Here is a 23,409-nt window from a genome sequence, read left to right on the forward strand (position 1 = left end):
GAAGAAGCCATAGCGAACGGAAGGGATAGGTGGCAGGGAAGCGCAACAGCTGTTGATTTAGAAAGTCAAAAGCTGAGAGCCTGAAAAGTCAATGCGCGACAATACGAAACTCCGTTGCGGTGGCGATGGGACGAACTTGATTGCGCTCCCGTTTCAATTCCACGATGCCGTAGTTGGACATGGTTTTCAGTGTCCGCGACAGATTGCTCGGTTTACGGCCCGTTGTCTCAGCCAAGGCCGAGATGGATTCCGGTTGCGTTTCCAGAATCACGTGCAGTAATGCCCGGTTTTCGTCGCTCAGGACTTCCGCCAGCGATTTGATGGAAGTGAACCAGACTTTGGGTTCGTTCGGCTTCGGTTTATAGGTACCGCGAGCGATGGCGAGCACGCGTTCGCGGATTTTCTCTTGCGGCATGATGCCAATAAAAATCGGTTTCATTGCTTTTTTACCTCCAGCAAAATGCGGTCCACGTCAGCAAAGAAGTCATTGATCAGATGCTGTGCGTCCTTGAATTCGTATGGCACTCCCTGATCTGACGGATGCCGATGTTTATGGTCAAAAGTTACGATACGTCCCGCATATTTGAATTTCTTTGGCGGCTTCACCATATGGGCATTGTCGTAACCGAGGATGCGTTTGCCATACGGTTCGTGCAACGTCAGCGAGTAGCGTATGCCGTGGGGGATCTCATCCGATACCTTTGTCCGCCTGGCTTCTATCTTGATCCAATAGCCGCCATCCTGGTCGAGTATGGAACCATCAAGGTCCAGCAATGTATCAATGGCAGGATCGATCCACATGCGGCAAAGTATATCATCAGTTGATATGCAGCTTCCATGAAGGCGTCAATAAGCAGAGCCTTATCGCTACAGGCTGGCAGGATTGCAAGAGGCGTTGCGCATATTTTCGTTTATGCTCGTGTTTTACCTTATGCCTCGCCCACCATGATCGTCCACTTCTTAAAATGTTTCGGCGCCGCACCCGGTGGCGGCAATGCGGCGCTGGTCGTGGAAAACGACGACAGCAGCGAAACGGCGCGCCAGCAATTCGCCAGCGAGCGCCAGGTCAGCGCCTGCGTCTTCCTCGACCGGCAAGCGGACGGAGGCGTCGTGCTCGACTATTTTTATCCGCACACGCGCAGTCCCCTGTGCCTGCATGCCACCCTGGCGGCCGCGCATGTGCTGCTGACGGCGCCTGGCGCCCCGGCAACCTTGACGGTCGCCACGGCCATGCGCGGGCAAGCCTTGCAGCTGGTGCGCCGCGCAGAAAATTTATTTATTGGTTTGGCGCAGCAGCCGGCGCCGGCCGTCATAGTGGAAAAATATGTGCCGTCGGAACTGATGGGCCAGCACATGCACTTGCTGTCGCCACCCGTGGTCGCCTCCGTCGGCAGCCCGAAGCTGCTGCTGGAAGTGGCCGACCGCACCACCCTGCGCGCGCTGCGGCCGAACCTGGAACTGATCGCCGACTGGAGTGCCTTGCATCAGGTCAACGGCTGCTATGCGTATTGCCGCACGGGCGAACACGAGTACGAAGGACGCAACTTCAACCACCTCGACCCGGCGCTGGAAGACAGCGCCACGGGCGTGGCGGCGGGCGCGCTGTCAGCCCATTTGCAGCAGTCGCTGCGCCTGCGTCAGGGTCACGTGACGCAGCAACCTTGTTTGATCGAGGTGCAATACAGCGCGCAGGCAATCTGGGTGGGCGGCATGGTGCAACGCAGCACCTGAACGGGGCATGCCGCACCAGTACAAGGCAAGCCGGGCAGCGGCGAAAAGATAATCAACTAGGAAACAACAGTTACTACAAATTTGTAATAAGAAAACAAAGTATCGCTGGTGAATGATGAAATGATGGCACTAGAATCAAGTCACAATACCACTTGGAGATACTGCGTGCCGACCCTCACCACCTTGCGTAAAGCAGTCCTCATCAGCCTGTACGGCAGCGCCGCCCTGGCCGCCTTCAGTCCCGCCGCCATGGCGCAGAGCAACGACCCTGCGGCCACAGAAGGCCCCGTACAAACGGTCAGCGTGGTCGGCTCGCGCAGGGTCGCCAGTTCCTCCACCGATACGATGGTGCCGGTCGATATCATTCCGATTTCCAAGGTGGCCGAGCAAGGCGGCCAATTCGACCTGGCGCAATCGCTGCAATACATCTCGCCCTCGTTCAATTCCACGCGCCAGACGGGCGCCGACGGGGCCGACCTGATCGATTCAGCAGCCCTGCGCGGCCTCGGTTCCGACCAGACCTTGGTGCTGGTCAACGGCAAGCGGCGCCACACGACGGCCCTCGTCAACCTGTTTGGCGCGCGCAACCGCGGCAACACGGGCACGGACATGAATGCGATTCCCTTGTTGGCGATCAAGAACGTGCAAGTGCTGCGCGACGGCGCCGCCGCCCAGTACGGCTCGGACGCCATTGCCGGCGTGATCGACATCGAACTGAAGAAAAGCCTGGGCTGCGAAGCGGTGGCCGGCTACAGCCAGTATTCGGAAGGCGACGGCAAGAATTACATGACCTCGGCCTACTGCGGCATCGCGCTGGGCGACAAGGGCACCCTGGCCATCACCGGCGAATACCTGGACCGGGGCCGCTCGAACCGGGCCGATTCCGACAGCATGCGCATCATCGGCGACACCAAATCCAAAAATAAAACCCTGTACGTGAATGGCGACTACGCCACCAGCGGCACGGGCAAGCTGTACTTCACTGCCGGCGCGCAGACACGCGACGCCTCGAGCGCCGCATTTGGCCGGGGCGGCATCGGCAGCGATGACATCCCGTCGCGCAATTCGGCCGCCATGTACCCGGACGGTTTCGTGCCTTTCATTAACGGCAAGATCGACGATCAGTACGCCACCATCGGCCACCGCAGCCAGATCGGCGAATGGCATGCGGACTTTTCGCAAACCTATGGCTACAACAAGATGCGCTACGACATCAGCAACACGCTGAACGCCTCGATCGCCAACCTCGACCTGATGAACGGCGGCAAGGGCGTGAGCGCCAGCAGCTACGACGCGGGCGGCTTCTCGTTCCAGCAGCTGACCAGCAACGCCGACTTCAGCCGCTACTATGACACGGTGATGCGCGGCATGAACGTGGCCTTCGGCGCCGAATACCGCAGCGAGGAATACAAGATCATGGCCGGCGAACCGGGCTCCTACAACGACGCCGACGGCGTGGGCGTGGGCGGCAATGCGGGCAGCCAGGGCTTCCCCGGCTTCCAGCCCGGCGACGCCACCAAGGCCAAGCGCCACAGCATCGCCGCGTATGGCGACGTGGAACTGGAATGGACGGAACGCCTGAAAACCCAGGCAGCCTTGCGCTATGAAAAATTCAGCGACTTCGGCTCCACCGTGACGGGCAAGCTGGCCGGCAGCTACAAGCTGGCGCCAAACGTGCTGCTGCGCGGTTCGGCCAGCACGGGTTTCCGCGCGCCATCGTTGCAGCAAGTGTATTTCTCGTCCACCTTCACCGACTTCATCGGCGGCGTGCCCACCGACGTGGTGCTGGCGCCGAACGGCGGCACCGTCGCCAACGCGGCCGGCATTCCCAAGTTGAAAGAGGAAAAATCCACCAGCTTTACCTTGGGCACCACCTGGACGCCGACGCAAGCCATCTCCGTCACGGCCGACCTGTACAACATCAAGATCAAGGACCGCATCGTGCTGTCGGGCCGCTTCAATGCCGACAATTACCCTGACCTGGCCGCGCGCCTGGCCCTGTTGGGCGTGGGCGAGGCGCAATTCTTCGTCAACTCCATCGACACGCGCACGCGCGGCCTGGACCTGACGGCTTCGCACAAGGGCGAGCTGGCCGGCAACCGCCTGAATACCTTCGTGGCCTTGAACTTGAGCAAGACGGAAGTGACGAAAGTCAAGACGCCCGCCTCGCTGACGGGCTTCGAAGATGTCTTGCTGTCCGAGCGCGAACGCCTGTTCATCGAACAGGGCGGCCCGCGCGCGAAAGCCACGCTGGGCTTCGACTACATCACGGGCAAGCTGGAATCGGATCTGCGCATCATCTATTTTGGCCCGCAAACCCTGGGCACCTTCAGCGGCACGGCCGAAGGCGTACCGAACGCCCGCTACAAGGCCAAGACCTCGGCCGACCTGAGCTTTACCTACAGCATCAGCAAGAACACCAAGCTGACTTTCGGCGGCAACAACATCTTCAACGTCAAGCCCACCACGCAAAACGCGGATGAGACGGATAACGGCTTCAAATACGACAGCGTGCAGTTCGGCCTGAACGGCGCTTCGTATTTCGGACGGCTGTGGGTAAAGTTCTGACCACCGTATCCACCTAAAAAAACAGCGGCTGCGCCAGCATGGGCAGCCGCTGTTTTTATGTCGGCATCACCATTCAATGCTCATCGCCCGCATAGATCCACATGGGCTCTGTTTTCCCGGCACGAACAAATCCCACGGATTCGTAGAACGCGATGGCCTTGCCGTCCGCCGTCAGCATTTGCTGGTGAAATCCCGCATATTTTTCCAGCATGGCCGCCATCATCTTTCTGCCGACGCCCTGGCCCTGCGCCATCGGATCGACGAGCATATGCGGAAAGTAAACAACCAGATGGCCATCGGAAATGGCATTGCCGATGCCAATCAGTTTGCCATCGGCACGGGCCGTCACCAGGCTGTGGGAATTGCGCAGCGCAGCCATCAGCTCTTTGGGCTTTTCCGCGGACGACCAGTGATTGGCCTTGTAGAGGGCTATCACTTCTTGCTCGGTGATCACATCATTCATGGAAATTTGCATCGGCACGGCCTTCTTTATGAATGACGCTGACCTTCGCAATGGGAAGGTCCAAGCGTTTCGATCACATCACCATCTATTGTATCGATCCACGCCCCGCCAGTTTCACAACTCGTAGACGCCCATGCTCCAGTAGCGGCTGCCTTGCCTGTTGCGGGCAAGCCAACCCAATGCCTGCAGTTCCTTGCCGATCAAACGATTCATGATGCCATGTCCGACTAGCAGCACAGGCCCCTTGGCGGCAAGCGCAACAAGCCGCTCGGCGGCGGCCCTGGCACGCTGCCGGGTGAGCGTCAGCGAGTCCGAGCCGCGCGCATAACCGCAAAGCCACAGCAGGCGGAAAATCACTGCCCAGGCTTGAGGCGGCAGCCAAGGCGCTTTCCAGAGCGCAAAGGGAAGCTCCGCTTCAGTGAAAATCGCCTCTTGCGTGAATGGCAAGTCACCCAGCGCCCTGGCCGTCGAGCATGCCCTGGGTGCCGTGCTGGCCACGATGGTCGACGCGGAAAGCGCGGCCACGGGGCACTCCGCAGGGATACTGCCCTCCTTGATCAGCGATTGATTGTAGAGATCAATCCACTGTCCCATTTGCATGGGCGCTATCCAGCCGCCCTTGACGAGTTGCGGCTCGCCGTGACGCATCAGTGTTATTCGCATGTTCAGTTCGGTCGCCTCGCATATTTATCAGCCTGCCTCATTGCCCCGACGGTGCCCGGCCAGAACGGCCGCAGTGAACAATATTTGCCCTGCGGCAGAAAGCACGGATAATAGCGCCTAACTCATAAGCACTGTATTGGATTACCTCATGGAAATTAAAGTCAACTTTCTCGACAAGCTGCGTCTCGAAGCCAAGTTCGACGATTTTACGGTCATCGCCGACCAGCCCATCCGCTACAAGGGCGATGGCTCGGCGCCTGGCCCGTTCGATTACTTTTTGGCATCATCGGCACTGTGCGCGGCCTACTTCGTGAAGTTGTATTGCGATACGCGCAATATTTCCACCGAAAACATCCGCCTGTCGCAAAACAATATTGTTGATCCAGAAAACCGTTATCAGCAGATTTTCAAGATTCAGGTCGAGCTGCCGGCCGATATCTCGGCCAAGGACCGCCAGGGCATCCTGCGCTCGATCGACCGTTGCACGGTCAAGAAAGTGGTACAAACGGGTCCCGAGTTCGTGATCGAAGAAGTGGAAAACCTGGACGCCGATGCGCAGGCTTTGCTGGCTTTAAATCCAGCCCCTGGCGCGAATACCTATATCGTCGGCAAGGATTTGCCGCTGGAACAGACCATCGCCAATATGTCGGGCCTGCTGGCCGGCTTGGGCATCAAGATTGAAATCGCCTCGTGGCGCAACATCATCCCGAATGTCTGGTCGCTGCATATCCGCGATGCGCATTCACCCATGTGTTTCACCAACGGCAAGGGCGCGACCAAGGAAAGCGCGCTGGCGTCGGCCCTGGGCGAATATATCGAGCGACTCAGCAACAACCATTTCTACGCCGGTTCGTTCTGGGGCGAGGACATCGCCAACGCGCCATTCGTCCACTACCCGAACGAGCGCTGGTTCAAGCCGGGCCGCAAGGATGCGTTGCCGAAAGAGATTCTCGATGAGTATTGCCTGGATATCTACAACCCCGATGGCGAGCTGCGCGGCTCGCACCTGATCGACACCAACTCCGGCAATGCCGAGCGCGGCATCTGCTCGCTGCCGTATGTGCGTCACTCCGATGGCGAAGTCGTGTATTTCCCGTCGAACCTGATCGAAAACCTGTACGTCAGCAATGGCATGAGCGCCGGCAATACCCTGGTTGAAGCGCAGGTGCAATGTCTGTCGGAAATTTTCGAACGTGCCGTCAAGCGCGAAATCCTCGAAGGCGAAATCGCCCTGCCCGACGTGCCGCATGAAGTGCTGGCGAAATACCCGGGCATCGTGGCCGGCATCGCCGGCCTGGAAGAGCAAGGCTTCCCCGTGCTGGTCAAGGATGCGTCGCTGGGCGGCGTGTACCCGGTGATGTGCGTCACCCTGATGAACCCGCGCACGGGCGGCGTGTTCGCCTCGTTCGGCGCGCACCCGAGCCTGGAAGTGGCGCTCGAGCGCAGTCTGACGGAATTGCTGCAGGGCCGCAGCTTTGAAGGCCTCAACGACTTGCCGCAGCCCACGTTTGCCAGCGAAGCCGTCACCGAGCCGAATAACTTCGTCGAACACTTCATCGATTCGAGCGGCATCGTCTCATGGCGCTTCTTCAGCGCCAAGGCCGATTACGATTTCGTCGAGTGGGATTTTTCCGGTCACGGCGAAAATTCGAATGCCGAGGAAGCGGCGACGCTGTTCGGCATCCTCGCCGGCATGGGCAAGGAAGTGTACACGGCCGAATACGACCAGCTGGGCGCCACGGCCTGCCGCATCCTCGTGCCCGGTTATTCCGAGGTGTATCCGGTCGAAGATCTGATCTGGGACAACACCAACAAGGCGCTGCTGTTCCGCGCCGATATCCTGAACCTGCATAGCCTGGACGATGCCAGCCTGGAAGACTTGCTCGACCGCCTGGAAAACAGCGAGCTCGACGAGTACGGCGACATCGCCACCCTGATCGGCATCGAATTTGACGAAAACACGGTGTGGGGCCAGCTGACGACCCTGGAATTGAAGCTGCTGATTCATCTCGCCTTGCAGCAATTCGAGGAAGCGAAAGAGCTGGTGGAAACCTTCCTGCAGTACAACGACAACACGCTCGAGCGCAAACTGTTCTATCAAGCCTTGAACGTGGTGCTGGAAGTGGAGCTCGATGACGAACTGGAACTGGACGACTACGTCGTCAATTTCCGCCGCATGTTTGGCAACGAACGGATGGATGCAGTGCTGGGCTCGGTGGAAGGCAGCGTGCGCTTCTTCGGCCTGACCCCGACCAGCATGCAGCTGGAAGGCCTCGACAGGCACCAGCGCCTGATCGACAGCTTCAAGAAACTGCACGCGGCGCGCGCCAAGGCGGCGGCCCGCTAGCACCACCACTTGGAAGCGATGCCATGGCCACACTGGAATTCTGGTTCGATTTCGGCAGCAACTACAGCTACCTGAGCGCCATGCGCATCGAAGCGCTGGCGCATGAAAAGAAGGTACATGTGATCTGGAAACCCTTCCTGCTGGGCGTCGTCTTCAAGGCGCTGGGCTGGCAGACATCGCCCTTCATCTTGCAAAAACTCAAGGGCGACTACACGTGGCGCGACATGGCGCGCCAGTGCGAAAAGTACACGTTGCCATGGCAGCAGCCGAGTTCCTTTCCCCGCACGGCCCTGTTGCCCATGCGTGTGGCCTTGATCGGCGCGGACCAGGGCTGGATTGCGCCATTCGCGCGCCGCATGATGACGATGAATTTTGCCGCGGACCGCGATATCGACAACATCGAGGCCGTCAGCGAAGCCTTGGAGGAACTGGGTCTCGATGCACGCGCCGTGCTGGCGCTGGCTTTGACACAAGATAACAAGCTGCGGCTGCGCCGCCAGACCGAGCAGGCACAAGCGCTGAACCTGTTCGGTGCCCCCAGCTTCGTCAGCGCTGGGGAATTATTCTGGGGCAATGACCGGCTCAAGGATGCACTGCTGCATGCAGCAGCCAGCCGCCGTTAAACTCAATTCCCCGCCAGCGCCGCGATCTCTTTGCGCATATTGTCTATCGCCCGCTCGTTGTACTGGTCGGCGAAATACGCATCGCCAAACAGCTGGCCCGCCTGCGCCTTGGCGCTCAGGTGCTGCAGGGCCAGGCCCCGCTGTTCGTTGAAGCGTACGGGGTCCACGTGCGCGTATTCTCTTCCGATCGCTTGCGTATACGCTTGATACACTTCTTCATCCTGCCCCAGGATGGCCAGGTCGGCACTGAGCATGGCGTCCTTCAGCGCATGGCTGATGCCGGGTCCCTGGAAGTGATCGGTGGCGCGTATCAATTGCGCCACATCCTGGTTGTCGCCCGCATCAAGGCCGCTGGCCAGCCACAGCTGGGCGCTCGCCTCTTCGCTCGAATACAGGGCATCGTCGTCGTGGCTGTAGACGGCGTCGTGGAACCAGAACGCCTTCTTGACCAGCGCGCTGTCGCGCTTGGGCGCAAAGGTATTGTCGGCCCACACGCGGATCTCGGACAGGCCATGCACCAAATGGTCGAGGTTGTGATAGTGGCGGTCCGCGCCACCATACGCCTGCGGTCCCGTCAGGTGGGCGAACCAGTGGTCCGCCAGCGCGATGTCATCTTGCGAGGCGGTCGCATAGTTCCACAGCGCTTCCCACTCCTTGCGCAGGCAGTCGAGTATCCATGCCTGGTAGGCGGGACCGGGGACGAATTTCTTCATGGTCCAGTTCCAGCCGACTGGCCCTTCCAGCGCCTTGACGAAGCTGGAACTGACGGAGCCGAGGTCGCGCGGCGGCATGACGAAGATCGTCTTGGCGCCCTGCAGCACGTCCACGTTCGTTTGCTGGATCAGGTTTTCATAGTCGAAATCAGCCGTCGTGCGGATGCCGCGGATCAGGTAGTCACAGCCGTGCTTTTTCGCCGCGCGGGCCGTGTAGTCGCCCTTGACGATGACCACCTGCACATTGTCCCAGCCGCACTCGCGCGCGCTCTGTTCGATGATGCGCTTGCGGTCTTCGGCGGGAAATTGGGGGCGCTTGGCGGGGTTTTGCGACAGGAACACGATCACCTCGTCGGCGAGCGAACGCGCTTCGCCGATCACCCACATATGGCCATTGGTGATGGGGTCGAGGGTTCCTGAAAAGCCGATCTTCTGCATGCTGCGCTCCGTTTGCTTGATTGCTTATTGCGCAGACAATATATGCCAGCGGCGCGCGCGTCAATGCAACATGCCAAAGATCATGATCAAAACGCTATTTTTTCACGGCTTGCGGGAATTCCACGCGCACGCACAGGCCGCCCAGGCGCTCGGATTTATCGAGCACCAGGCGCGCGCCATGGCGCTCGGCGATGGCCTTGATGATGGCCAGCCCCAGGCCGCTGCCGTTGGCGTCCGTGCCGGGCACGCGGTAGAAGCGGCTGAAGACACGCTCGCGCTCCTCGGGCGGGATGCCGGGGCCGCTGTCTTCCACGGACAAGGTCACGCCGACGGGGCTGGCGCGCAGGTCGATGTCGACCGTGCCGCCCTGCGGCGTGTACTTGATGGCGTTGTCGACCAGGTTGCGCAGCATGATGTTGAGCGCATCGGCCTGCCCCGCCACCTTGGCCGCATCCATGTGATGCAGGCCCAGGTCGATCTTGCGCGCCTGCGCGATACCGGCCATGTCGCCCAGCGCGCGCTTGACGACGTCGTTCAAATCCACCGCCTGCAGCTGGTCGCCGCTGGCGGCGCTCGCTTCCTGGCGCGCCAGCACCAGCAACTGCTCGACCAGGCGCGTGGCCCGCTCGATGCCGGCGCTCACGCGGGAGATCGCCAGGCTGCGCTTTTCCTGCGATTCGGCCCGCTCCAGACTCAACACCTGCAGTTTCAGGGCCGCCAGCGGCGTGCGCAATTCATGCGCGGCGTCGGCGACGAAATGCTGCTGCGCGTCGAATGCCGTTTTGACGCGGCCGAACAGCAAGTTCAGCTCATGCACCAGCGGGCGCACTTCGTCGGGCAAGCCCGCTTCCGAAACGGGCGACAGATCGTCCGCCTGGCGCGCCGCCACCTGTTTTCGCACGCGCGAAACGGGCGCCAGCGAACCGCTGACGACCCACCAGACGACCAGCATCAAAATCGGCGCCATCAGCGCGATGGGCCCCACCGTGCGCAGCGCCAGGCTGCCGGCCATGCGCTTGCGCACGGCCATGTCCTGGGCGATCTGCACGGTCTGGGAACTGGTCTGCACGGAGAAGATGCGGTAAGTCGTGCCGTTGGCCTTTACATTCGAAAAGCCCAGCACGGCGCGCTGCGGCAATTCCGCGCGCGTGATCGAACGGAACACCTGCACGCCGTCCGGCGTCCATACCTGCACCACCATGTCGTTGTTGACAGGGTCGGCCGGCAAGGCTTGCGCATGGTTGGCCAGCGGCGCGCCGGAGCGCAGCGACAGGGCCATCTGCTGCATGTGATAGTCGAAAATCTGGTCGGCGTCGTACAGGGCGCTGCGGTAGGCGATCGACGCTTGCGCCAAGGCCGCCATGATGATGGCCGCCAGCAAAAACCACAGCAGGCGGCCGCGCAGCGAGTGCGTCACCGTGACCTTCATCCTCATGCCTTGGGCACCATGTAGCCGAGGCCGCGCACGTTCTGGATCAAGTCGCTGCCCAGCTTTTTGCGCAAGCCATGGATATACACTTCCACGGCATTGCTGTTGACTTCATCCTTCCAGCTGTACAGTTTTTCTTCCAGTTGCGCGCGCGACAGCACGATGCCGGGGCGCGCGATCAAGGCTTCCAGCACGGCCCATTCGCGTGCTGACAGGTTGACGGGATGCCCTTCGGCGATCACTTCGCGCGTCAGCGGATTGATGGAAACGCCCTGGTGTTCGAAGACCGGTTCCGGCCGTCCCGAGGCGCGCCGCAGCAAGGCACGGATGCGCGCCAGCAGTTCATCAAGGTCATACGGCTTCAAGACGTAATCGTCGGCGCCCGCGTCGAGGCCGGCGATGCGCTGCTCGATGGCGTCGCGCGCCGTGGCCACGAGGACCGGCGTGTCGAGCTTGCGCAAGCGCATCGAGCGCAGCACGTCGAGGCCATCCTTGCGCGGCAAGCCCAGGTCCAGCAGCACCAGGTCATAGGTCTGCGTCTGCAGGGCCGTATCGGCCATGTCGCCATCCTTGACCCAGTCCACCGCGTAATGCTCGGCGCGCAGCAAATCGAGCACCACCTCGCCGATCATCGTATCGTCTTCTACCAGCAATAAGCGCATGGCTTGCCTCTCTATCTCGTTACTCTTGTTTTCAGCCCAAACGCACGGGAATAAAAATCTTGTCGGGTCCCCGCTGTATCAGCAAGGCGACCGACTTGGCGGATTTTTCCACCACGTCGCGCACCTGCTCGACCGTGTTGACGGGACGGCCATTGACCGACAATAGCACGTCGCCCGGCTGCACTCCGGCGTTGGCCGCAGCACCGCCCGCGTCTTCCACCAAGAGGCCGGCGCTGATGCCCGCCTCGCGCTTTTCATCCGATTGTAACGGACGCAGGGCCAGGCCCAGCTTTACCTTGCCGGCGGCGCTGTCGCTCTTCGCCACGTCGGCCACCTTGTCGGCCGCATTGCCCAGGGTTGCCGTCAGGCTCACGATCTTGCCGTCACGCCAGACATCCATGGTGATCTTGTCGCCTGGCAAGGACGTGCCCACCAGCGCCGGCAAGTCGGCCGAACCGATGATGCGCTGGCCATTCACCTTGCGCACCACGTCGCCCGATTTCAGGCCCGCCTTGTCGGCCGGGCTGCCCCGCTCCACATTGGCGACCAAGGCGCCTTCCGGCGTGGCCAGCTTGAACGAATCGGCAAAGCCCTGGTTGACTTCCTGCACCGTCACGCCCAGTTTGGCGTGGCTGGCCTTGCCCGTGGCGACGATCTGGTCCTTGATACGGCCGGCCAGGTCAATCGGGATGGCGAACGACAGGCCCTGGAAGCCGCCCGTCTGGCTGTAGATCTGCGAATTGATGCCGACTACTTCGCCGCGCGTGTTGAACAGCGGGCCGCCCGAGTTTCCGGGGTTCACTGCAACGTCCGTCTGGATGAACGGCACATTGCTGTCGTCGGGCAGGGAGCGGCCCTTGGCGCTGACGACGCCGGCCGTCACCGTGCTGTCGAAGCCATAAGGAGAACCGATGGCCAGCACCCACTCGCCCACTTTCAGGTCGCTCGAATGGCCGAGCGGCACGACGGGCAGGTTGTTGGCGTCGATTTTCAGCACGGCGATATCGGTTTTCGGATCCGTGCCCAGCACCTTGGCGCGGAATTCGCGGCGGTCGTTGAGCTTGACGGTCACTTCGCGCGCATCGCGCACCACGTGGGCGTTCGTCATGATGACGCCGTCGGGGCTGACGATGAAACCGGAACCGAGGCCGTGCGTGGGCACGTCGCGGCCACCGCGCTGCCCGCCCTGCGGCCCCTGGAAGCGGCGGAAGAATTCGAAGAACGGGTCGTTGCCGAAGTCGTCATTGCCGGCTTGGGCCGAGGGGTCGTAGGCCACCTTGGTGCTGCCCGTGACGCTGATATTGACGACGGCCGGGCTGTTGCGCGCGGCGATCTGGCTAAAGTCGGGCAAGGCCACCAGCGGCGCGGCAGCGGCGGGTGCCACGGCGGCAGCCACGGGGGTGCCTGGGGCAGCGGCAGCGGCATTCGCGCCTGCATTGTTCTGATGCACCACCATGGCGCCACCGGCGCCCAGCACACCGATCGCGGCCAGCGCGGCTACGGTGCGTTTGATTTTCAGGGATGCGGTATTCGTTTGCTGTTCCATGAATTGCTCCTCATTTAATGAGATTTTGATGTCTGCAATAGTGGGCCACGAGTCTTAGGCGGTGCTTAACATTTTTCTATTTGGAAACAGGTATTTGCGCCTTTAAGCATGGCTTAATCTGGCCTGCAGCATGCACCTTGCATGGCGCTCAATGAAGGGCCCGAACAGGCTCCAGACGTGACACTGGCCGGATCAACCGGCCAGTATTTTACTGCATGGGGAGGAAGGGAACCCTCCCGGCTGCCAGGGCGCCCGAAGGGGCGCCACGATCAGATCAGGCCGCTTGACGCTGTTCCAGCGCATTGACGTTAGCGGCGGTGCCGCTGCCGGCGCCGATCTCGATCTTGCGCGGTTTCAGGGCTTCCGGCACTTCACGCACCAGGTCGATGGTCAGCATGCCGTTTTCAAACGTGGCGCCCGTGACCTTCACATGGTTGGCCAGCTGGAAACGCTGTTCGAAATCGCGGGCAGCGATGCCGCGGTGCAAGAACGTGCGCTCGACGCCATCTTTCTGCTTGCGGCCCGTGACGTGCAGGGAGTCGCGTTCGGTGATGATGTCGATCTCTTCGCGCGAGAAGCCGGCCAATGCCATCACGATGCGGTACTTGTCTTCCGACACCAGTTCGATGTTGTACGGTGGATAGCTCGGTTGCGCATCGGCGCGTTGTTCGTTGAGCAGCTGTGCCAGGCGGTCGAAGCCAATGGCGGAACGGTAGAGGGGAGCAAGGTCAAAAGTACGCATGATAAATATCCTTTTCAAATGAAGCGATAAGAGGGGCGGACCTCACGATGAGCATCCGCCTGTTACCGATATACGGCCTCTCCAGCCCCTTTCAAGGCCTTGAAATTGGCGAAAAGCGCCCCAGACACCGCTCAATTTGTAAGAAATTTTTACATGGCCCATCCAGCAGGATTTGCATGGCGCCCCCCATGCGGGGCCGGCTTTTGGTGTATGCTGGCGGCATGAACAATGACACCGACATCCAGCTCAGCGGCCCCTTCAAGGCCACCGACGGCTCCGGCCGTGCCCACGACATCAAGGCCATCCGCATCTTCGACGAAGGCTACGGCATCATCGACGTCTACGTCGATTTCGCCGCCCCGCTCGAAGCGGGCGCCTACAAGGACAAGACCCTGGTCGGCCACATCCTGTCCCGCCTGCGCAGCCTCGGCTACGTGGGCCCCGACTTCGGCCATGGCGACCTGGGCTTGCAAGACAAGAAACTGATCGTTCTGGAAGCGCCCGAGGAATTCTCGGCCTTTGCCGTGAGCAAGGGCTGGAAGGATCTTTCGGCCGAGTTTGACGAAGACTGATCCGTTTTCTCCCCCATCTGCGCCGCGCCAGCTTCTGCTGCCGCGGCGTTTTTCATGGGCGGCAGCTTAGTTACTTAGCTGATATAGCGCGCACTCCACGCGGCGATCACGTTGGCGACATAGGCCGCGTCATCGCGCCCCGTCAACAGATGGTCGGCATCGTCGAGCGAAACGAAGCTTTTCGGGTGCTTGGCCGCCGTAAAGATATCCATCGCATTCGACAGGCTGACCGTCGTGTCGTTCGGCGCGTGCATCACCAGCAGGGCGCGGCGCAGGCCGGCGATGTGCTCTTTTAAGCTGTGGCTGCCAGCGTCGTCGACGAATTGCTGGCGGATGCGGAAGGGCCGCCCTTCCAGCTGCACCAGCGCTTCGCCTTCGGCGGCGATTTTTTCCAGGTGGTCGCTGAACATGCGCGTCACGTAGGCGGGCGTGCTCGGCGCGGCCAGGGTGGCGATGGCGGTCGCTTCCGGCACTTGCGACGCGGCGGCCAGCACGGCGGCGCCGCCCAGGCTGTGGCCGATCAGCAATTGCGGCGCGGCGTGTCTGGCCCGCAAAAAGTCGGCGGCGGCGACCAGGTCGTCCACGTTCGACGAGAAATTCGTGGCGGCGAACTCGCCTTCGCTGGCACCCAGTCCCGTGAAGTCGAAGCGCAACACGGCGATGCCGTGTTCCGTCAAGCCTTGCGCGATGCGCCGCGCGGCCAGCACGTCCTTGCCGCAAGTAAAGCAGTGGGCGAACAGCGCGTAGGCGCGGATGGCGCCGTCGGGCGCATCGAGGCGCGCCGCCAGCACATGGCCGTGCGCGCCGGGAAAGTCTTGCCGGGTGGATTTCATTGTCTCAGATCAAAGCTGCCGCGCAGCGCGGCCGATGGCGCATTGTAGCGCTGTCCGGCCACGGCTGTTTTAGCCACGCGATGGTATGTCGAGCCCCTTGATAACGGCAGGCCGGGCCAGGAAAGCATCCAGCACGCGCTGCACATTCGGGAAGTTGTTAAAACCGACGAGATCGCCCGCACCGTAAAAACCCACCAGGCAGCGCACCCACGGGAAGATGGCGATGTCGGCAATCGTGTATTGGCTGCCCATGATCCAGTCGCGGCCCTGCAGGCGCTGCTCGAGCACGCCCAGCAAACGCTTGGCTTCGCCGAGGTAGCGTTCGAGCGGACGCTTGTCCTCGTAATCCTTGCCGGCGAATTTGTGGAAGAAGCCCACCTGGCCGAACATGGGGCCGATACCGCCCATCTGGAACATCAGCCACTGTATCGTTTCATAGCGCAGGCCCGCGTCCTGGGGGATGAACTTGCCCGTCTTTTCGGCCAGGTACAGCAGGATGGCGCCCGACTCGAACAGGGCCAGCGGCTTGTCATCGGGGCCGTTCGGATCGAGGATGGCGGGAATCTTGTTGTTGGGATTAAGCGACAGGAAGGCGGGCGATGTCTGGTCGTTTGTCTCGAAGCTGACCAGGTGCGGCTCGTACGCCAGGCCCAGCTCTTCCAGCAAAATCGAAACCTTGATGCCGTTCGGCGTCGGCAGCGAGTACAGCTGCAAGCGCTCGGGATGGCGGGCGGGCCATTTTTGGGTGATGGGGAAGTCGGAAAGCTGTGTCATGGATATCCTTTGTTTCAATGAAAGATGCGGCGCCGGGAAGCCAGTATAGCCAAGCATGGCAGTTTCAGCAGGACAGCCCATTCAGCCAAACAAGCCATGCAAAAACCAGCGCGGCGCGGCGTCTTCTCCGCTGCCGGCGATGCGTTCGCGGTAGACCCAGTAATGGGCGTGGTCGAGGCCTTCGGCGATGAAGTAATCGCGCGCCTGCGACTGGCCCCACCAGCCCGCCTCTATGCGTTCGGCAACGGACACCATTTTCAAGGGCGAGCCATAAAACGGCCGGTGCTCGCGCATCAGCAGGGCGATAGGCTGGGCCAGCAGCCAGCCGGGACGGGGCATGCCGGGCAAGCCTGGCGGCAAGTCCGGCAGCGCGTTTTTTGCGCCGGCCTTGGCCGGCAGCGGCAGCCACTGGTTGGCCGCTTCGGGGCGGTAATCGGCGCGCGGCGCGGCCTGCAAGACATTGTCCGTGCCCAGGCGCGCCACCAGCAATTCCAGCAGGCGCTGGCGTTCCTGCGGCGTGCCGCCCGGCTCGGGAAACAGGCTGTCGCTGGGCGGCGCCATCGGCTGCACCTGCAGCGCTTCCAGGGTGAGGCCGATCACGGGCGCCTCCAGCACCAGCTGCGCCAGGCGCTCCTGGAGCAGGCGCACCAGGTGCTCGTCGCGCCACACGGCCTCGCCCAGCGCCAGGTCGATGACGGTGGGCGGACGCGCCACCCTGCCCCGCTCGTGCGCCAGCAGCAGCTGGATGCGCTCGACGGCAAATTGCCGCGCGCACAGCCAGCCCGTCATTTGCTGCAGCAGGCGGCGCGCGCCGAACAGCAGCGCGTCGGCATGCTCCACGCGGTCGAACAATTCCAGGCTGGCGCGGAACGTGGGCGGCGCTTCGAGCCACACGAACAATTCCGTGCTGTGGCCATGCGCATCGTCGAGCATATCGAGCAAGGCCCCGCCGCAACGGCGCTGCAAGCCGGGCCGCGGCAAGTGGCGCAGCTGCCCCAGGGTGCGGCAGCCGATGCCCTCGAACCAGTCGAGGTAGGGGCGCGCGGGCGGCAGCAAGGCGCACGGCAGGCCGTCGAGGCGGCGGGTGAGGCTCTCCATGCCCAGCACGCGGCGCCGGCGCGTAGTGGCGCGCGCCAGCAGCCAGGCGCCACGTGCCGTCGGGGCGCACGACAGCTGGGCCGTGTAGCCGAGCGCGCGCAAGCTGGCCGCGATGTGCCGGCACAGGGCACGCACGCCGCCGAACAGGCGCAGGCTGGCGCCCGCATCGACAAGCAGGGTCGCTTCCTCGCCTTGCGCCACCAGCGGCGAATATTGCAGCAGCGCCAGCGCCACCGCTTGCAGGGCTTGCGCTTCCAGTTCAGGCGAGCGCTCGTGCAGGCGCGCCTGCGGCGCCAGCATCAGCGCACCGGCGCGGCGCATGCCCGGCTTGATGCCGGCCGCCCGCGCCAGCGGCGACACGGCCATCACTTGCTCCTGCTCCAGCACTACGCCCAGGCTGTCAGCCGACCAGCGCGGGCAAAACACTTCGAGCGGGAGCCGGGGCAGGCACAGGCCGATCCAGAGTCGCATGGCGTCGCAATAATGAAGGAGGTTGCAGGGGCAGGAACAGGGGCGCGTCGCGCTGCGGTCCCCGGCGCTTGATGAAGCCGATCTCGATGCCGCCGGCAGCCGGGCGCACGGACAGGCGCAGCGGCGCCGGCGACGCATCCTGCGCGCCGTGCAGCGGGCGCAGCATGCAGAACAGGGTGTTGCCGCTTTGCGCGGCCAGGTGCAGGCGGCGCAGGCTGTCGGCGCGCACGTGCGGCTGCCAGAACAGCAAGGCGCCGCAGGTACCGCTGCGCAAGATGTTTTCCGCCGCCCACAAGGCATCCTTGCTGCCGGCGCTTTTGAGCCACAGCAGTTGCGACGGCGCCAGTCCCTGCGCGGCCAGGGCCAGTGCCTGCGGCGGATGGGGCGGCTGCAGCAGCACGATGGGCAAGCCCGGCAGTTGCGCCAGCGCGGGGGCCAGCAGCCGCAATTCGCCGCTGCCCGGCTGCTGCACCAGCAGATCGATCAGGCTGCCGCTGGGCCAGCCGCCGCCGGGCAGCTGCGCGGACAGGGCGGCAAAGCCCGTGTCCAGGCAGCGCGTGGCGCCCTGCCCCAGCTGCGATGCACGCCACAAGGACGGGTGCAAGGCTTCCGGCGAGGCCATCAATTGAGAATGTTGCATCATTGGATAGATAGATTAATACTGTATGCATATACAGTACTATCCAGCTCCACTTTTGGCAAGGTTTATCTGACTGCCGCTACCGCCGGGGCCGCTCCGCCATGTCCGAAAAACCCCGTTTTCGGCATCGATTGCTGTACCATAAGCACTCTCCTTACCGGTTGGCAACGTACCAGCCGGCTTCCTCCGTCCATAAGGAAACGCATTTGACCACCATCCAAATCATCAGCGCCATCGTCTTCAGCCTTGCGCTCATCCACACCTTTGCCGCCAAGTCGTTTGAAACCTTGTCGCGGCGCCATCCCCGCCATGCGGGCCTGCTGCACTTGCTGGGCGAAGTGGAAGTCGTGTTCGGCTTCTGGGCCTTTATCCTGATCCTCATCATGGCCTTTGTCTCGGGCAGCGATGCGGCCATCGAGTATGCCGAGTCGCGCCATTACACGGAGCCCCTGTTCGTCTTTGTCGTCATGGTCGTGGCCGCCTCGCGCCCTGTGCTCGACGCCGTGCAGCGCCTGTTGAAAAGCGTGGCGCGCGTGATGCCGCTGCGCACGGAACTGGGCCTCGTCTGGCTGGGCCTGGCGCTCGTGCCCCTGACGGGCTCATTGATCACGGAACCGGCCGCCATGACCCTGGCCGCGCTGATGCTGGCGCCGCAAATCTTCCGCCCGGGCATCCCTGAATGGCTGAAATACGGCGCGCTGGGCGTGCTCTTCGTCAACGTTTCCATCGGTGGTACCCTGACCTCGTACGCGGCGCCGCCCGTGCTGATGGTGGCCACCACGTGGAACTGGGATAGCGCCTACATGGCCAGCCATTTCGGCTGGAAGGCCGCCATCGCCGTGCTCGTCAACGCCACGGGCGTGAGCATTCTGCTGCGCAAATACCTGCACAGCAACACTTCCGACATCAAGCCGAAGGCCGGCGAGGTGGAAGCGCCAAAAGTGCCGCTGGCCGTCAGCCTCGTGCACATGATCGTGCTGGCCGGCGTGGTGACCCTGGCGCACCATCCCGTGCTGTTCATCGGCCTGTTCCTGTTCTTCCTCGGCTTCGTGCAGGCGTACGAGCGCTATCAAAGCCCGCTGATCCTCAAGGAAGGCTTGCTGGTCGGCTTCTTCCTCGGCGGCCTGGTGGTACTGGGCGGCATGCAGCAATGGTGGCTGCAACCCATCGTCTCGAGCCTGAAGCCGCTGGCCCTGTTCTTCGGCGCCCTGGGCTTGACGGCCATTACCGACAATGCGGCCCTCACTTACCTCGGTTCGCTGATCGTCGGCATGACGGACGAAGCGAAATACATGCTGATGGCCGGCGCCGTGGCCGGTGGCGGCCTGACCGTCATCGCCAATGCGCCGAACCCGGCCGGCGTGGCCCTGCTGCGCCGCGGCTTCAAGGATGAATCGATCGGTGCCGTCGGCCTGCTGGCCGGCGCCCTGCTGCCGACGACTGTGGCGGCCTTGGCCTTCCTCGCTTTGTAACGCTACTCACGGGGCGGCTGCCGGCCGCCCCCGCTTCCCTCAGTTTCCCGCCTCAGTTACCCTCATACACGAGGAAATGCAGCCGGTCATAGAACAGGCTGTAGGCATAGTCGAACGTGCCCACGCTGCGAAAGCCCTTGTGCAGATACACTTGCAGCGCTTCGCTCTTTTCCCACACCGTCAGAGTGATGCGCGCGCAGCCCTTGCGGCTGGCCAGGTCGCGGATTTCATGGAACATTTGCCTGAATAAACCCTGGCCCCGGTATTTCTCGTCGATGGCCAGGCTGCTGACGAAACAGTCGTCGGCATGCGCATGCGCGAGCACGAAGGCGTCATACGCATCGTCGAGCGCCTTCATGTCGTCACGGTAATAGGAAACGGCGCCGCAGGCCTGGAACTCGTCCATCGTCGCGGCCGTGAAAAAGCCGATGAAACGCCCGTCCTCGTCATGCAGGCCGTGGATGTGCGCCAGATACGGGTCGATGTTTTGCCGCCGCTGCAATTCGACGAATTGCAGATTCAATTTATTACCGAACGAGCAGTATTCGAGGTAGCTGGTGGCAAACAGCAGCTTCGCCATGCGGTTCTTCGTCTCGTCGTCCAGCAGTTCGCCCGGCACCAGCGTGAGCGGCGCATGCGACAGCAGGTCCGCCTGCGCCTCGTCACCTGGCGGGGCCACATCGCTGACGGCCGGCATGCGGCTGCCGTGGCGGCCAACGGTCGGGCGCCAGAAAGCACCGGCGGCAATATGCTGCGAACGGTGGGCCAGCAGGTAGCGGCAAAAGACAGTATTCACGCGGTCGAGCTGCGGGTCGTCCGACAGCACCGAGTAATAGTGAAAATGGTCGATGTCGGCCCGCAACTGGGCCGCATAGGCCATACGCGGCACTTCCTCGATATCGAACACATCGACGATGTCGGGCAGGATCAAAGGATCGTCAAGCTGCCAGCCGATCTCGTCGAGCCGCGCCACGCAACGCGCATACGCGCGCCGTTCCTCGTCGCTCAAGGGAATGTGCATGTCGGTAATGATATCGTCCAGCAAGCGCATACCGCGGATGCCGCCCGCCACCGCCTCCCGCGCACCGTCATACAGCACGCAATAGCGCTGGTAGAACTCGGCATGGCTGAGCACGGTCACGCCCAGGTTCTTCTTCCATTCCGCATAGAACTGGCCAAACAGCTGCGCCTCGAATTGCGGGCAGGAACGTGGAATCTGCGCGTCGATGCCCGCATAGGCGAGATTCACATTGCGCTGGATCACGCGCAGCGCGGCATCGTTCTTCTTGGCGATCAGCATGCCCGTTTCATCGAGAAACAGATTCATCCAGCTGACATGCCGGCGCTCTTCGCTGCCATCCTCCTTGCGCTGGAAATAATCGGGCACTTCCGGCTTCATCAGGAAAATCGTCGCCGGATTATGCGGGATCGTATCGACATCCATATACAGGCCGCCGTATTCGCACATGATGAGGATGCGGAAGTAATCGGACAAGGTGGCGAAGTAGCGCTGCGTATGCAGGGTATCGAGGGTGTCGAAGCGGGCCGGCGCGAAATCGAGCGCCAGCGCGCGCAGCGAGTTGATATGCAGGGTCGTGCCGCCGATCGCGTAGCGGCCTATCGTGTAGCGCCCGGCGCCGCCCGTGGGGCTGAAGCGCTCGTCATTGCGCAGCTGCTGCGCATCCCATACCCACAGGATGGAGACGTACGGCGCGCCGCCGTTGCGCCGCACCTCTTCCAGCGCCGCGCCCCACTGCCCGATCGCTTCGGCGGCGATGGCAGGCAAGGGTCCGCCCATCCAGATGCGGTGCAAGTAGCGCTCGTCGTCGCCGAGCGCGCGCGTGGGGATGCAGCTGAGCGAGGAGCAGCTTGCCGCGTTGAAATGATTGAAGTTCAGGGCGACAAAGCTGCGCAGGGCCGCGATGCCCGCCTGGTGCTCGACGGCCAGTTGCTCCAGGTCGCTGCCGGCCGGCCGGACATCGGCCAGGGTGATGTAATCGAGTTTCAGCCGGTTGATGCGGAACTCGTATTCGAGGTTGAAAATCTTTGCTTGATCGTGTTTCGAGGCCAGGTCATCTATTTTCATGGGCGCACCATTTTCCGCAGGAGAGTGTCAATAAACTTCGCAGGAGGTAAAGCAAGGTCGAGAACAGGCGCATCGTTGCGCCATCAGTGCCGGGCCAGCCGCACCCCGCTTTCCCGGCGCCCCGCCATGCCCCGCGTAAACAGCAGCAGGCAGGCCGTGATGGCCACGATGACGGGAATATTGAGCAACGCATACGTTTCCAGCGCATAGCCGAAGCGCTGGCACAGCACGTTGTACAGCTGCAGCCAGGCGGACAGATAAATGCAGTACAGCAAGCTCATGGCGGCCGTCGTCAAGGTCATCGCCTCCTTGCTGGCCGTGATCGCGCTGCGTATCAGCGCGCCGTTGAACAGGCCGAAACCGATGGAATAGACAAACATGCAGGCGGCAAACACGTCGACGTGATGGCGGCCCGCGCCGGCACCCAGCATGCCGGCGGCCGCGATCAGCCCGCCCAGGCGCAGCAGGGAGACGAGGGGGAAATCCTGGCGCAGGCGCTGGATGGCGATGCTGCTGAGGACAAAACCCGACAAGATCACGCATTGCAGGGCGATATACGTGGCGTAGGACGCGCCCATTTCCTGCAGCACGAAGATGGGTGAAAAGCCGATCCAGGCCGTCAGAGGCACGGTGGCCAGCCCGGCCGTGAACATGCCGAACATGAAGCGGCCATTGCTGAAAATGGCCGCGTAGCTGCGCATGATGGCGGCCAGGTCCGGGCGCGTGACCTTGGGGACCGCGCGCGGCATGGTCTTGAACAGGCCCAGCAAGGACAGCAGCGCCAGCAGAGCCGACAGGAAAAAGACGTAGCGCCAGTCCAGCCGGCTGATGATGGCGCTGCCGAGGATGGGGCCGGCCAGGGGTGCGAGGATGGTGGTGCTCGACAAAATGCTGCTCAGCTTGACGGCCGCCATGTCATCGAACAGCTCATGGATCATGGCATAGCCGACGAAGATGAAGCAGCAGCCCATGCCCTGGATGAAACGCACGGCGAGAAATTGCTCGATCGAGGCGGTCAATGGCACGGCCAAGGTAGCCAGCAAGAACAAGGTATTGCCGGTCAACACCAGCTTGCGCTTGCCGATGCAGTCAGCCAGGGGCCCGAGGAAAATCTGCAGCGAGCTGCCGCCCAGCAGATACAGGCTCAGTGACAGGGGGACGAACTTTTTTTCCGCCTGGAACTCCTCGACGATGCCCAGCATCGCCGGCATGATCATGTCGTTCGACAGATAGATGTTGAGCTCAAAGACGAGAAAAAACGCAAAAAACCACAGCAACTGCTTCGACTTGATGGACATGGCGCGTTCCGTAACGTGGGTGGCTGCCGTCAGTGCGTATCAGCCGTCGGGGCATGGGACGGCGGACACGGTTTCACACTGAAACGTGTACCAATTGTATACCAGTTAGTATTTTTAACGCCTGTTTTTGTGATTTTTAAATACCGCAGCAATACCACTTGAGTGAAATCCATGGTACTGCGGTATTTAGAATTCAGGCTGAAAAGGGCACGGCCAGCGTGCCGGCGCGCTGGCCGCGGC

21 protein-coding genes are annotated in these 23,409 nt (G+C 62.2%); 6 read left to right on the forward strand and 15 right to left on the reverse strand.

The window, feature by feature from the left end; translation table 11 throughout:
- Window positions 1-88: 88 nt before the first annotated feature.
- Both AC54AG_RS00960 and AC54AG_RS00965 read right to left on the reverse strand, forming a co-directional pair.
- Window positions 89-439 (reverse strand): HVO_A0114 family putative DNA-binding protein, encoded by a 351-nt coding sequence (locus tag AC54AG_RS00960; RefSeq protein ID WP_034750728.1) that lies wholly within the window; start codon window positions 437-439, stop codon window positions 89-91.
- Window positions 436-801: a toxin-antitoxin system TumE family protein gene (locus AC54AG_RS00965; protein WP_034750731.1), complete on the reverse strand. Its 366-nt coding sequence runs from the start codon at window positions 799-801 to the stop codon at window positions 436-438. The genes AC54AG_RS00960 and AC54AG_RS00965 overlap by 4 nt, the downstream gene beginning before the upstream one ends.
- 144 nt (window positions 802-945) lie before the next feature.
- On the opposite strand from AC54AG_RS00965, the gene AC54AG_RS00970 reads away from it, so the two are divergent.
- Window positions 946-1,731, forward strand: a complete 786-nt coding sequence (locus tag AC54AG_RS00970) for a PhzF family phenazine biosynthesis protein (protein ID WP_496629303.1) — start codon at window positions 946-948, stop codon at window positions 1,729-1,731.
- Between the two features lie 165 nt (window positions 1,732-1,896).
- On the forward strand, window positions 1,897-4,299 hold the full coding sequence (locus tag AC54AG_RS00975; protein WP_081368282.1) for a TonB-dependent receptor plug domain-containing protein: 2,403 nt from the start codon (window positions 1,897-1,899) through the stop codon (window positions 4,297-4,299).
- A 73-nt stretch (window positions 4,300-4,372) separates the two neighbouring features.
- On the opposite strand, the gene AC54AG_RS00980 is transcribed toward AC54AG_RS00975, so the two are convergent.
- Together AC54AG_RS00980 and AC54AG_RS00985 are read right to left on the reverse strand one after the other, a co-directional pair.
- Window positions 4,373-4,762, reverse strand: coding sequence for a GNAT family N-acetyltransferase (locus tag AC54AG_RS00980; RefSeq protein ID WP_217494634.1), 390 nt, complete (start codon window positions 4,760-4,762; stop codon window positions 4,373-4,375).
- A gap of 114 nt (window positions 4,763-4,876) precedes the next feature.
- Window positions 4,877-5,425 carry a histidine phosphatase family protein gene (locus AC54AG_RS00985; RefSeq protein WP_496629304.1) on the reverse strand — a complete coding sequence of 183 codons (549 nt, stop codon included), beginning with the start codon at window positions 5,423-5,425 and terminating at the stop codon, window positions 4,877-4,879.
- A gap of 148 nt (window positions 5,426-5,573) precedes the next feature.
- Between AC54AG_RS00985 and AC54AG_RS00990 the strand changes: the two genes are divergently transcribed.
- Together AC54AG_RS00990 and AC54AG_RS00995 are read left to right on the forward strand one after the other, a co-directional pair.
- Window positions 5,574-7,772 (forward strand): OsmC domain/YcaO domain-containing protein, encoded by a 2,199-nt coding sequence (locus tag AC54AG_RS00990; protein WP_496629305.1) that lies wholly within the window; start codon window positions 5,574-5,576, stop codon window positions 7,770-7,772.
- Between the two features lie 23 nt (window positions 7,773-7,795).
- On the forward strand, window positions 7,796-8,395 hold the full coding sequence (locus AC54AG_RS00995; RefSeq protein ID WP_496629306.1) for a 2-hydroxychromene-2-carboxylate isomerase: 600 nt from the start codon (window positions 7,796-7,798) through the stop codon (window positions 8,393-8,395).
- 2 nt (window positions 8,396-8,397) lie between these two features.
- Here the strand turns inward: AC54AG_RS00995 and coaD are convergent, their stop codons facing one another.
- From coaD to AC54AG_RS01020, 5 genes are all read right to left on the reverse strand, one after another.
- Window positions 8,398-9,546 carry a pantetheine-phosphate adenylyltransferase gene (coaD, locus tag AC54AG_RS01000; RefSeq protein WP_128142265.1) on the reverse strand — a complete coding sequence of 383 codons (1,149 nt, stop codon included), beginning with the start codon at window positions 9,544-9,546 and terminating at the stop codon, window positions 8,398-8,400.
- A 94-nt stretch (window positions 9,547-9,640) separates the two neighbouring features.
- Window positions 9,641-10,975, reverse strand: a complete 1,335-nt coding sequence (locus AC54AG_RS01005; RefSeq protein ID WP_034750754.1) for an ATP-binding protein — start codon at window positions 10,973-10,975, stop codon at window positions 9,641-9,643.
- A 2-nt stretch (window positions 10,976-10,977) separates the two neighbouring features.
- On the reverse strand, window positions 10,978-11,637 hold the full coding sequence (locus AC54AG_RS01010) for a response regulator (RefSeq protein WP_034750756.1): 660 nt from the start codon (window positions 11,635-11,637) through the stop codon (window positions 10,978-10,980).
- A 31-nt stretch (window positions 11,638-11,668) separates the two neighbouring features.
- Window positions 11,669-13,183 carry a Do family serine endopeptidase gene (locus AC54AG_RS01015; protein ID WP_331778386.1) on the reverse strand — a complete coding sequence of 505 codons (1,515 nt, stop codon included), beginning with the start codon at window positions 13,181-13,183 and terminating at the stop codon, window positions 11,669-11,671.
- Window positions 13,184-13,457: 274 nt separating this feature from the next.
- Entirely contained in the window at window positions 13,458-13,925 is a 468-nt protein-coding gene (locus AC54AG_RS01020; protein ID WP_070303487.1) for an Hsp20 family protein, read from the reverse strand.
- A gap of 221 nt (window positions 13,926-14,146) precedes the next feature.
- Between AC54AG_RS01020 and AC54AG_RS01025 the strand changes: the two genes are divergently transcribed.
- A complete protein-coding gene (locus tag AC54AG_RS01025; protein ID WP_496629307.1) occupies window positions 14,147-14,497 on the forward strand; it encodes a hypothetical protein in 351 nt (116 codons plus the stop codon).
- A gap of 74 nt (window positions 14,498-14,571) precedes the next feature.
- On the opposite strand, the gene AC54AG_RS01030 is transcribed toward AC54AG_RS01025, so the two are convergent.
- The 4 genes from AC54AG_RS01030 to imuA all read right to left on the reverse strand — a co-directional run bounded on the left by AC54AG_RS01030 (window position 14,572) and on the right by imuA (window position 18,313).
- Entirely contained in the window at window positions 14,572-15,330 is a 759-nt protein-coding gene (locus AC54AG_RS01030; RefSeq protein WP_070303486.1) for an alpha/beta hydrolase family protein, read from the reverse strand.
- A 69-nt stretch (window positions 15,331-15,399) separates the two neighbouring features.
- Complete coding sequence (locus tag AC54AG_RS01035) at window positions 15,400-16,104, reverse strand: glutathione S-transferase N-terminal domain-containing protein (protein WP_331778389.1); 705 nt, start codon at window positions 16,102-16,104, stop codon at window positions 15,400-15,402.
- Window positions 16,105-16,185: 81 nt separating this feature from the next.
- Window positions 16,186-17,673 (reverse strand): Y-family DNA polymerase, encoded by a 1,488-nt coding sequence (locus tag AC54AG_RS01040; RefSeq protein ID WP_496629308.1) that lies wholly within the window; start codon window positions 17,671-17,673, stop codon window positions 16,186-16,188.
- The gene (gene imuA / locus AC54AG_RS01045; protein WP_319991091.1) at window positions 17,603-18,313 is read right to left on the reverse strand and encodes a translesion DNA synthesis-associated protein ImuA; all 711 of its coding nucleotides are present in this window, start codon (window positions 18,311-18,313) and stop codon (window positions 17,603-17,605) included. The genes AC54AG_RS01040 and imuA overlap by 71 nt, the downstream gene beginning before the upstream one ends.
- 206 nt (window positions 18,314-18,519) lie before the next feature.
- Between imuA and AC54AG_RS01050 the strand changes: the two genes are divergently transcribed.
- Window positions 18,520-19,785, forward strand: coding sequence for a putative Na+/H+ antiporter (locus AC54AG_RS01050; RefSeq protein WP_496629309.1), 1,266 nt, complete (start codon window positions 18,520-18,522; stop codon window positions 19,783-19,785).
- A gap of 52 nt (window positions 19,786-19,837) precedes the next feature.
- Here AC54AG_RS01050 and AC54AG_RS01055 read toward each other — a convergent pair whose 3' ends face one another.
- Window positions 19,838-21,871: a GNAT family N-acetyltransferase gene (locus AC54AG_RS01055; protein ID WP_496629310.1), complete on the reverse strand. Its 2,034-nt coding sequence runs from the start codon at window positions 21,869-21,871 to the stop codon at window positions 19,838-19,840.
- Between the two features lie 83 nt (window positions 21,872-21,954).
- Entirely contained in the window at window positions 21,955-23,169 is a 1,215-nt protein-coding gene (locus AC54AG_RS01060) for an MFS transporter (protein WP_072455293.1), read from the reverse strand.
- Window positions 23,170-23,409: the final 240 nt, after the last annotated feature.

Source organism: Janthinobacterium sp. BCJ23 (genome assembly GCF_059617945.1).

Coding starts and splice junctions, on each gene's coding strand:
- AC54AG_RS00995 (WP_496629306.1), top strand. CDS start 7,796: ATGGCCACACTGGAATTCTGGTTCGATTTCGGCAGCAACTACAGCTAC.
- AC54AG_RS00985 (WP_496629304.1), bottom strand. CDS start 5,425: ATGCGAATAACACTGATGCGTCACGGCGAGCCGCAACTCGTCAAGGGC.
- AC54AG_RS01060 (WP_072455293.1), bottom strand. CDS start 23,169: ATGTCCATCAAGTCGAAGCAGTTGCTGTGGTTTTTTGCGTTTTTTCTC.
- AC54AG_RS01040 (WP_496629308.1), bottom strand. CDS start 17,673: ATGCGACTCTGGATCGGCCTGTGCCTGCCCCGGCTCCCGCTCGAAGTG.
- AC54AG_RS01020 (WP_070303487.1), bottom strand. CDS start 13,925: ATGCGTACTTTTGACCTTGCTCCCCTCTACCGTTCCGCCATTGGCTTC.
- AC54AG_RS01005 (WP_034750754.1), bottom strand. CDS start 10,975: ATGAAGGTCACGGTGACGCACTCGCTGCGCGGCCGCCTGCTGTGGTTT.
- coaD (WP_128142265.1), bottom strand. CDS start 9,546: ATGCAGAAGATCGGCTTTTCAGGAACCCTCGACCCCATCACCAATGGC.
- AC54AG_RS01030 (WP_070303486.1), bottom strand. CDS start 15,330: ATGAAATCCACCCGGCAAGACTTTCCCGGCGCGCACGGCCATGTGCTG.
- AC54AG_RS01025 (WP_496629307.1), top strand. CDS start 14,147: ATGAACAATGACACCGACATCCAGCTCAGCGGCCCCTTCAAGGCCACC.
- AC54AG_RS01010 (WP_034750756.1), bottom strand. CDS start 11,637: ATGCGCTTATTGCTGGTAGAAGACGATACGATGATCGGCGAGGTGGTG.
- imuA (WP_319991091.1), bottom strand. CDS start 18,313: ATGCAACATTCTCAATTGATGGCCTCGCCGGAAGCCTTGCACCCGTCC.
- AC54AG_RS01015 (WP_331778386.1), bottom strand. CDS start 13,183: ATGGAACAGCAAACGAATACCGCATCCCTGAAAATCAAACGCACCGTA.
- AC54AG_RS00970 (WP_496629303.1), top strand. CDS start 946: ATGATCGTCCACTTCTTAAAATGTTTCGGCGCCGCACCCGGTGGCGGC.
- AC54AG_RS00990 (WP_496629305.1), top strand. CDS start 5,574: ATGGAAATTAAAGTCAACTTTCTCGACAAGCTGCGTCTCGAAGCCAAG.
- AC54AG_RS01055 (WP_496629310.1), bottom strand. CDS start 21,871: ATGAAAATAGATGACCTGGCCTCGAAACACGATCAAGCAAAGATTTTC.
- AC54AG_RS00960 (WP_034750728.1), bottom strand. CDS start 439: ATGAAACCGATTTTTATTGGCATCATGCCGCAAGAGAAAATCCGCGAA.
- AC54AG_RS01035 (WP_331778389.1), bottom strand. CDS start 16,104: ATGACACAGCTTTCCGACTTCCCCATCACCCAAAAATGGCCCGCCCGC.
- AC54AG_RS00980 (WP_217494634.1), bottom strand. CDS start 4,762: ATGAATGATGTGATCACCGAGCAAGAAGTGATAGCCCTCTACAAGGCC.
- AC54AG_RS00965 (WP_034750731.1), bottom strand. CDS start 801: ATGTGGATCGATCCTGCCATTGATACATTGCTGGACCTTGATGGTTCC.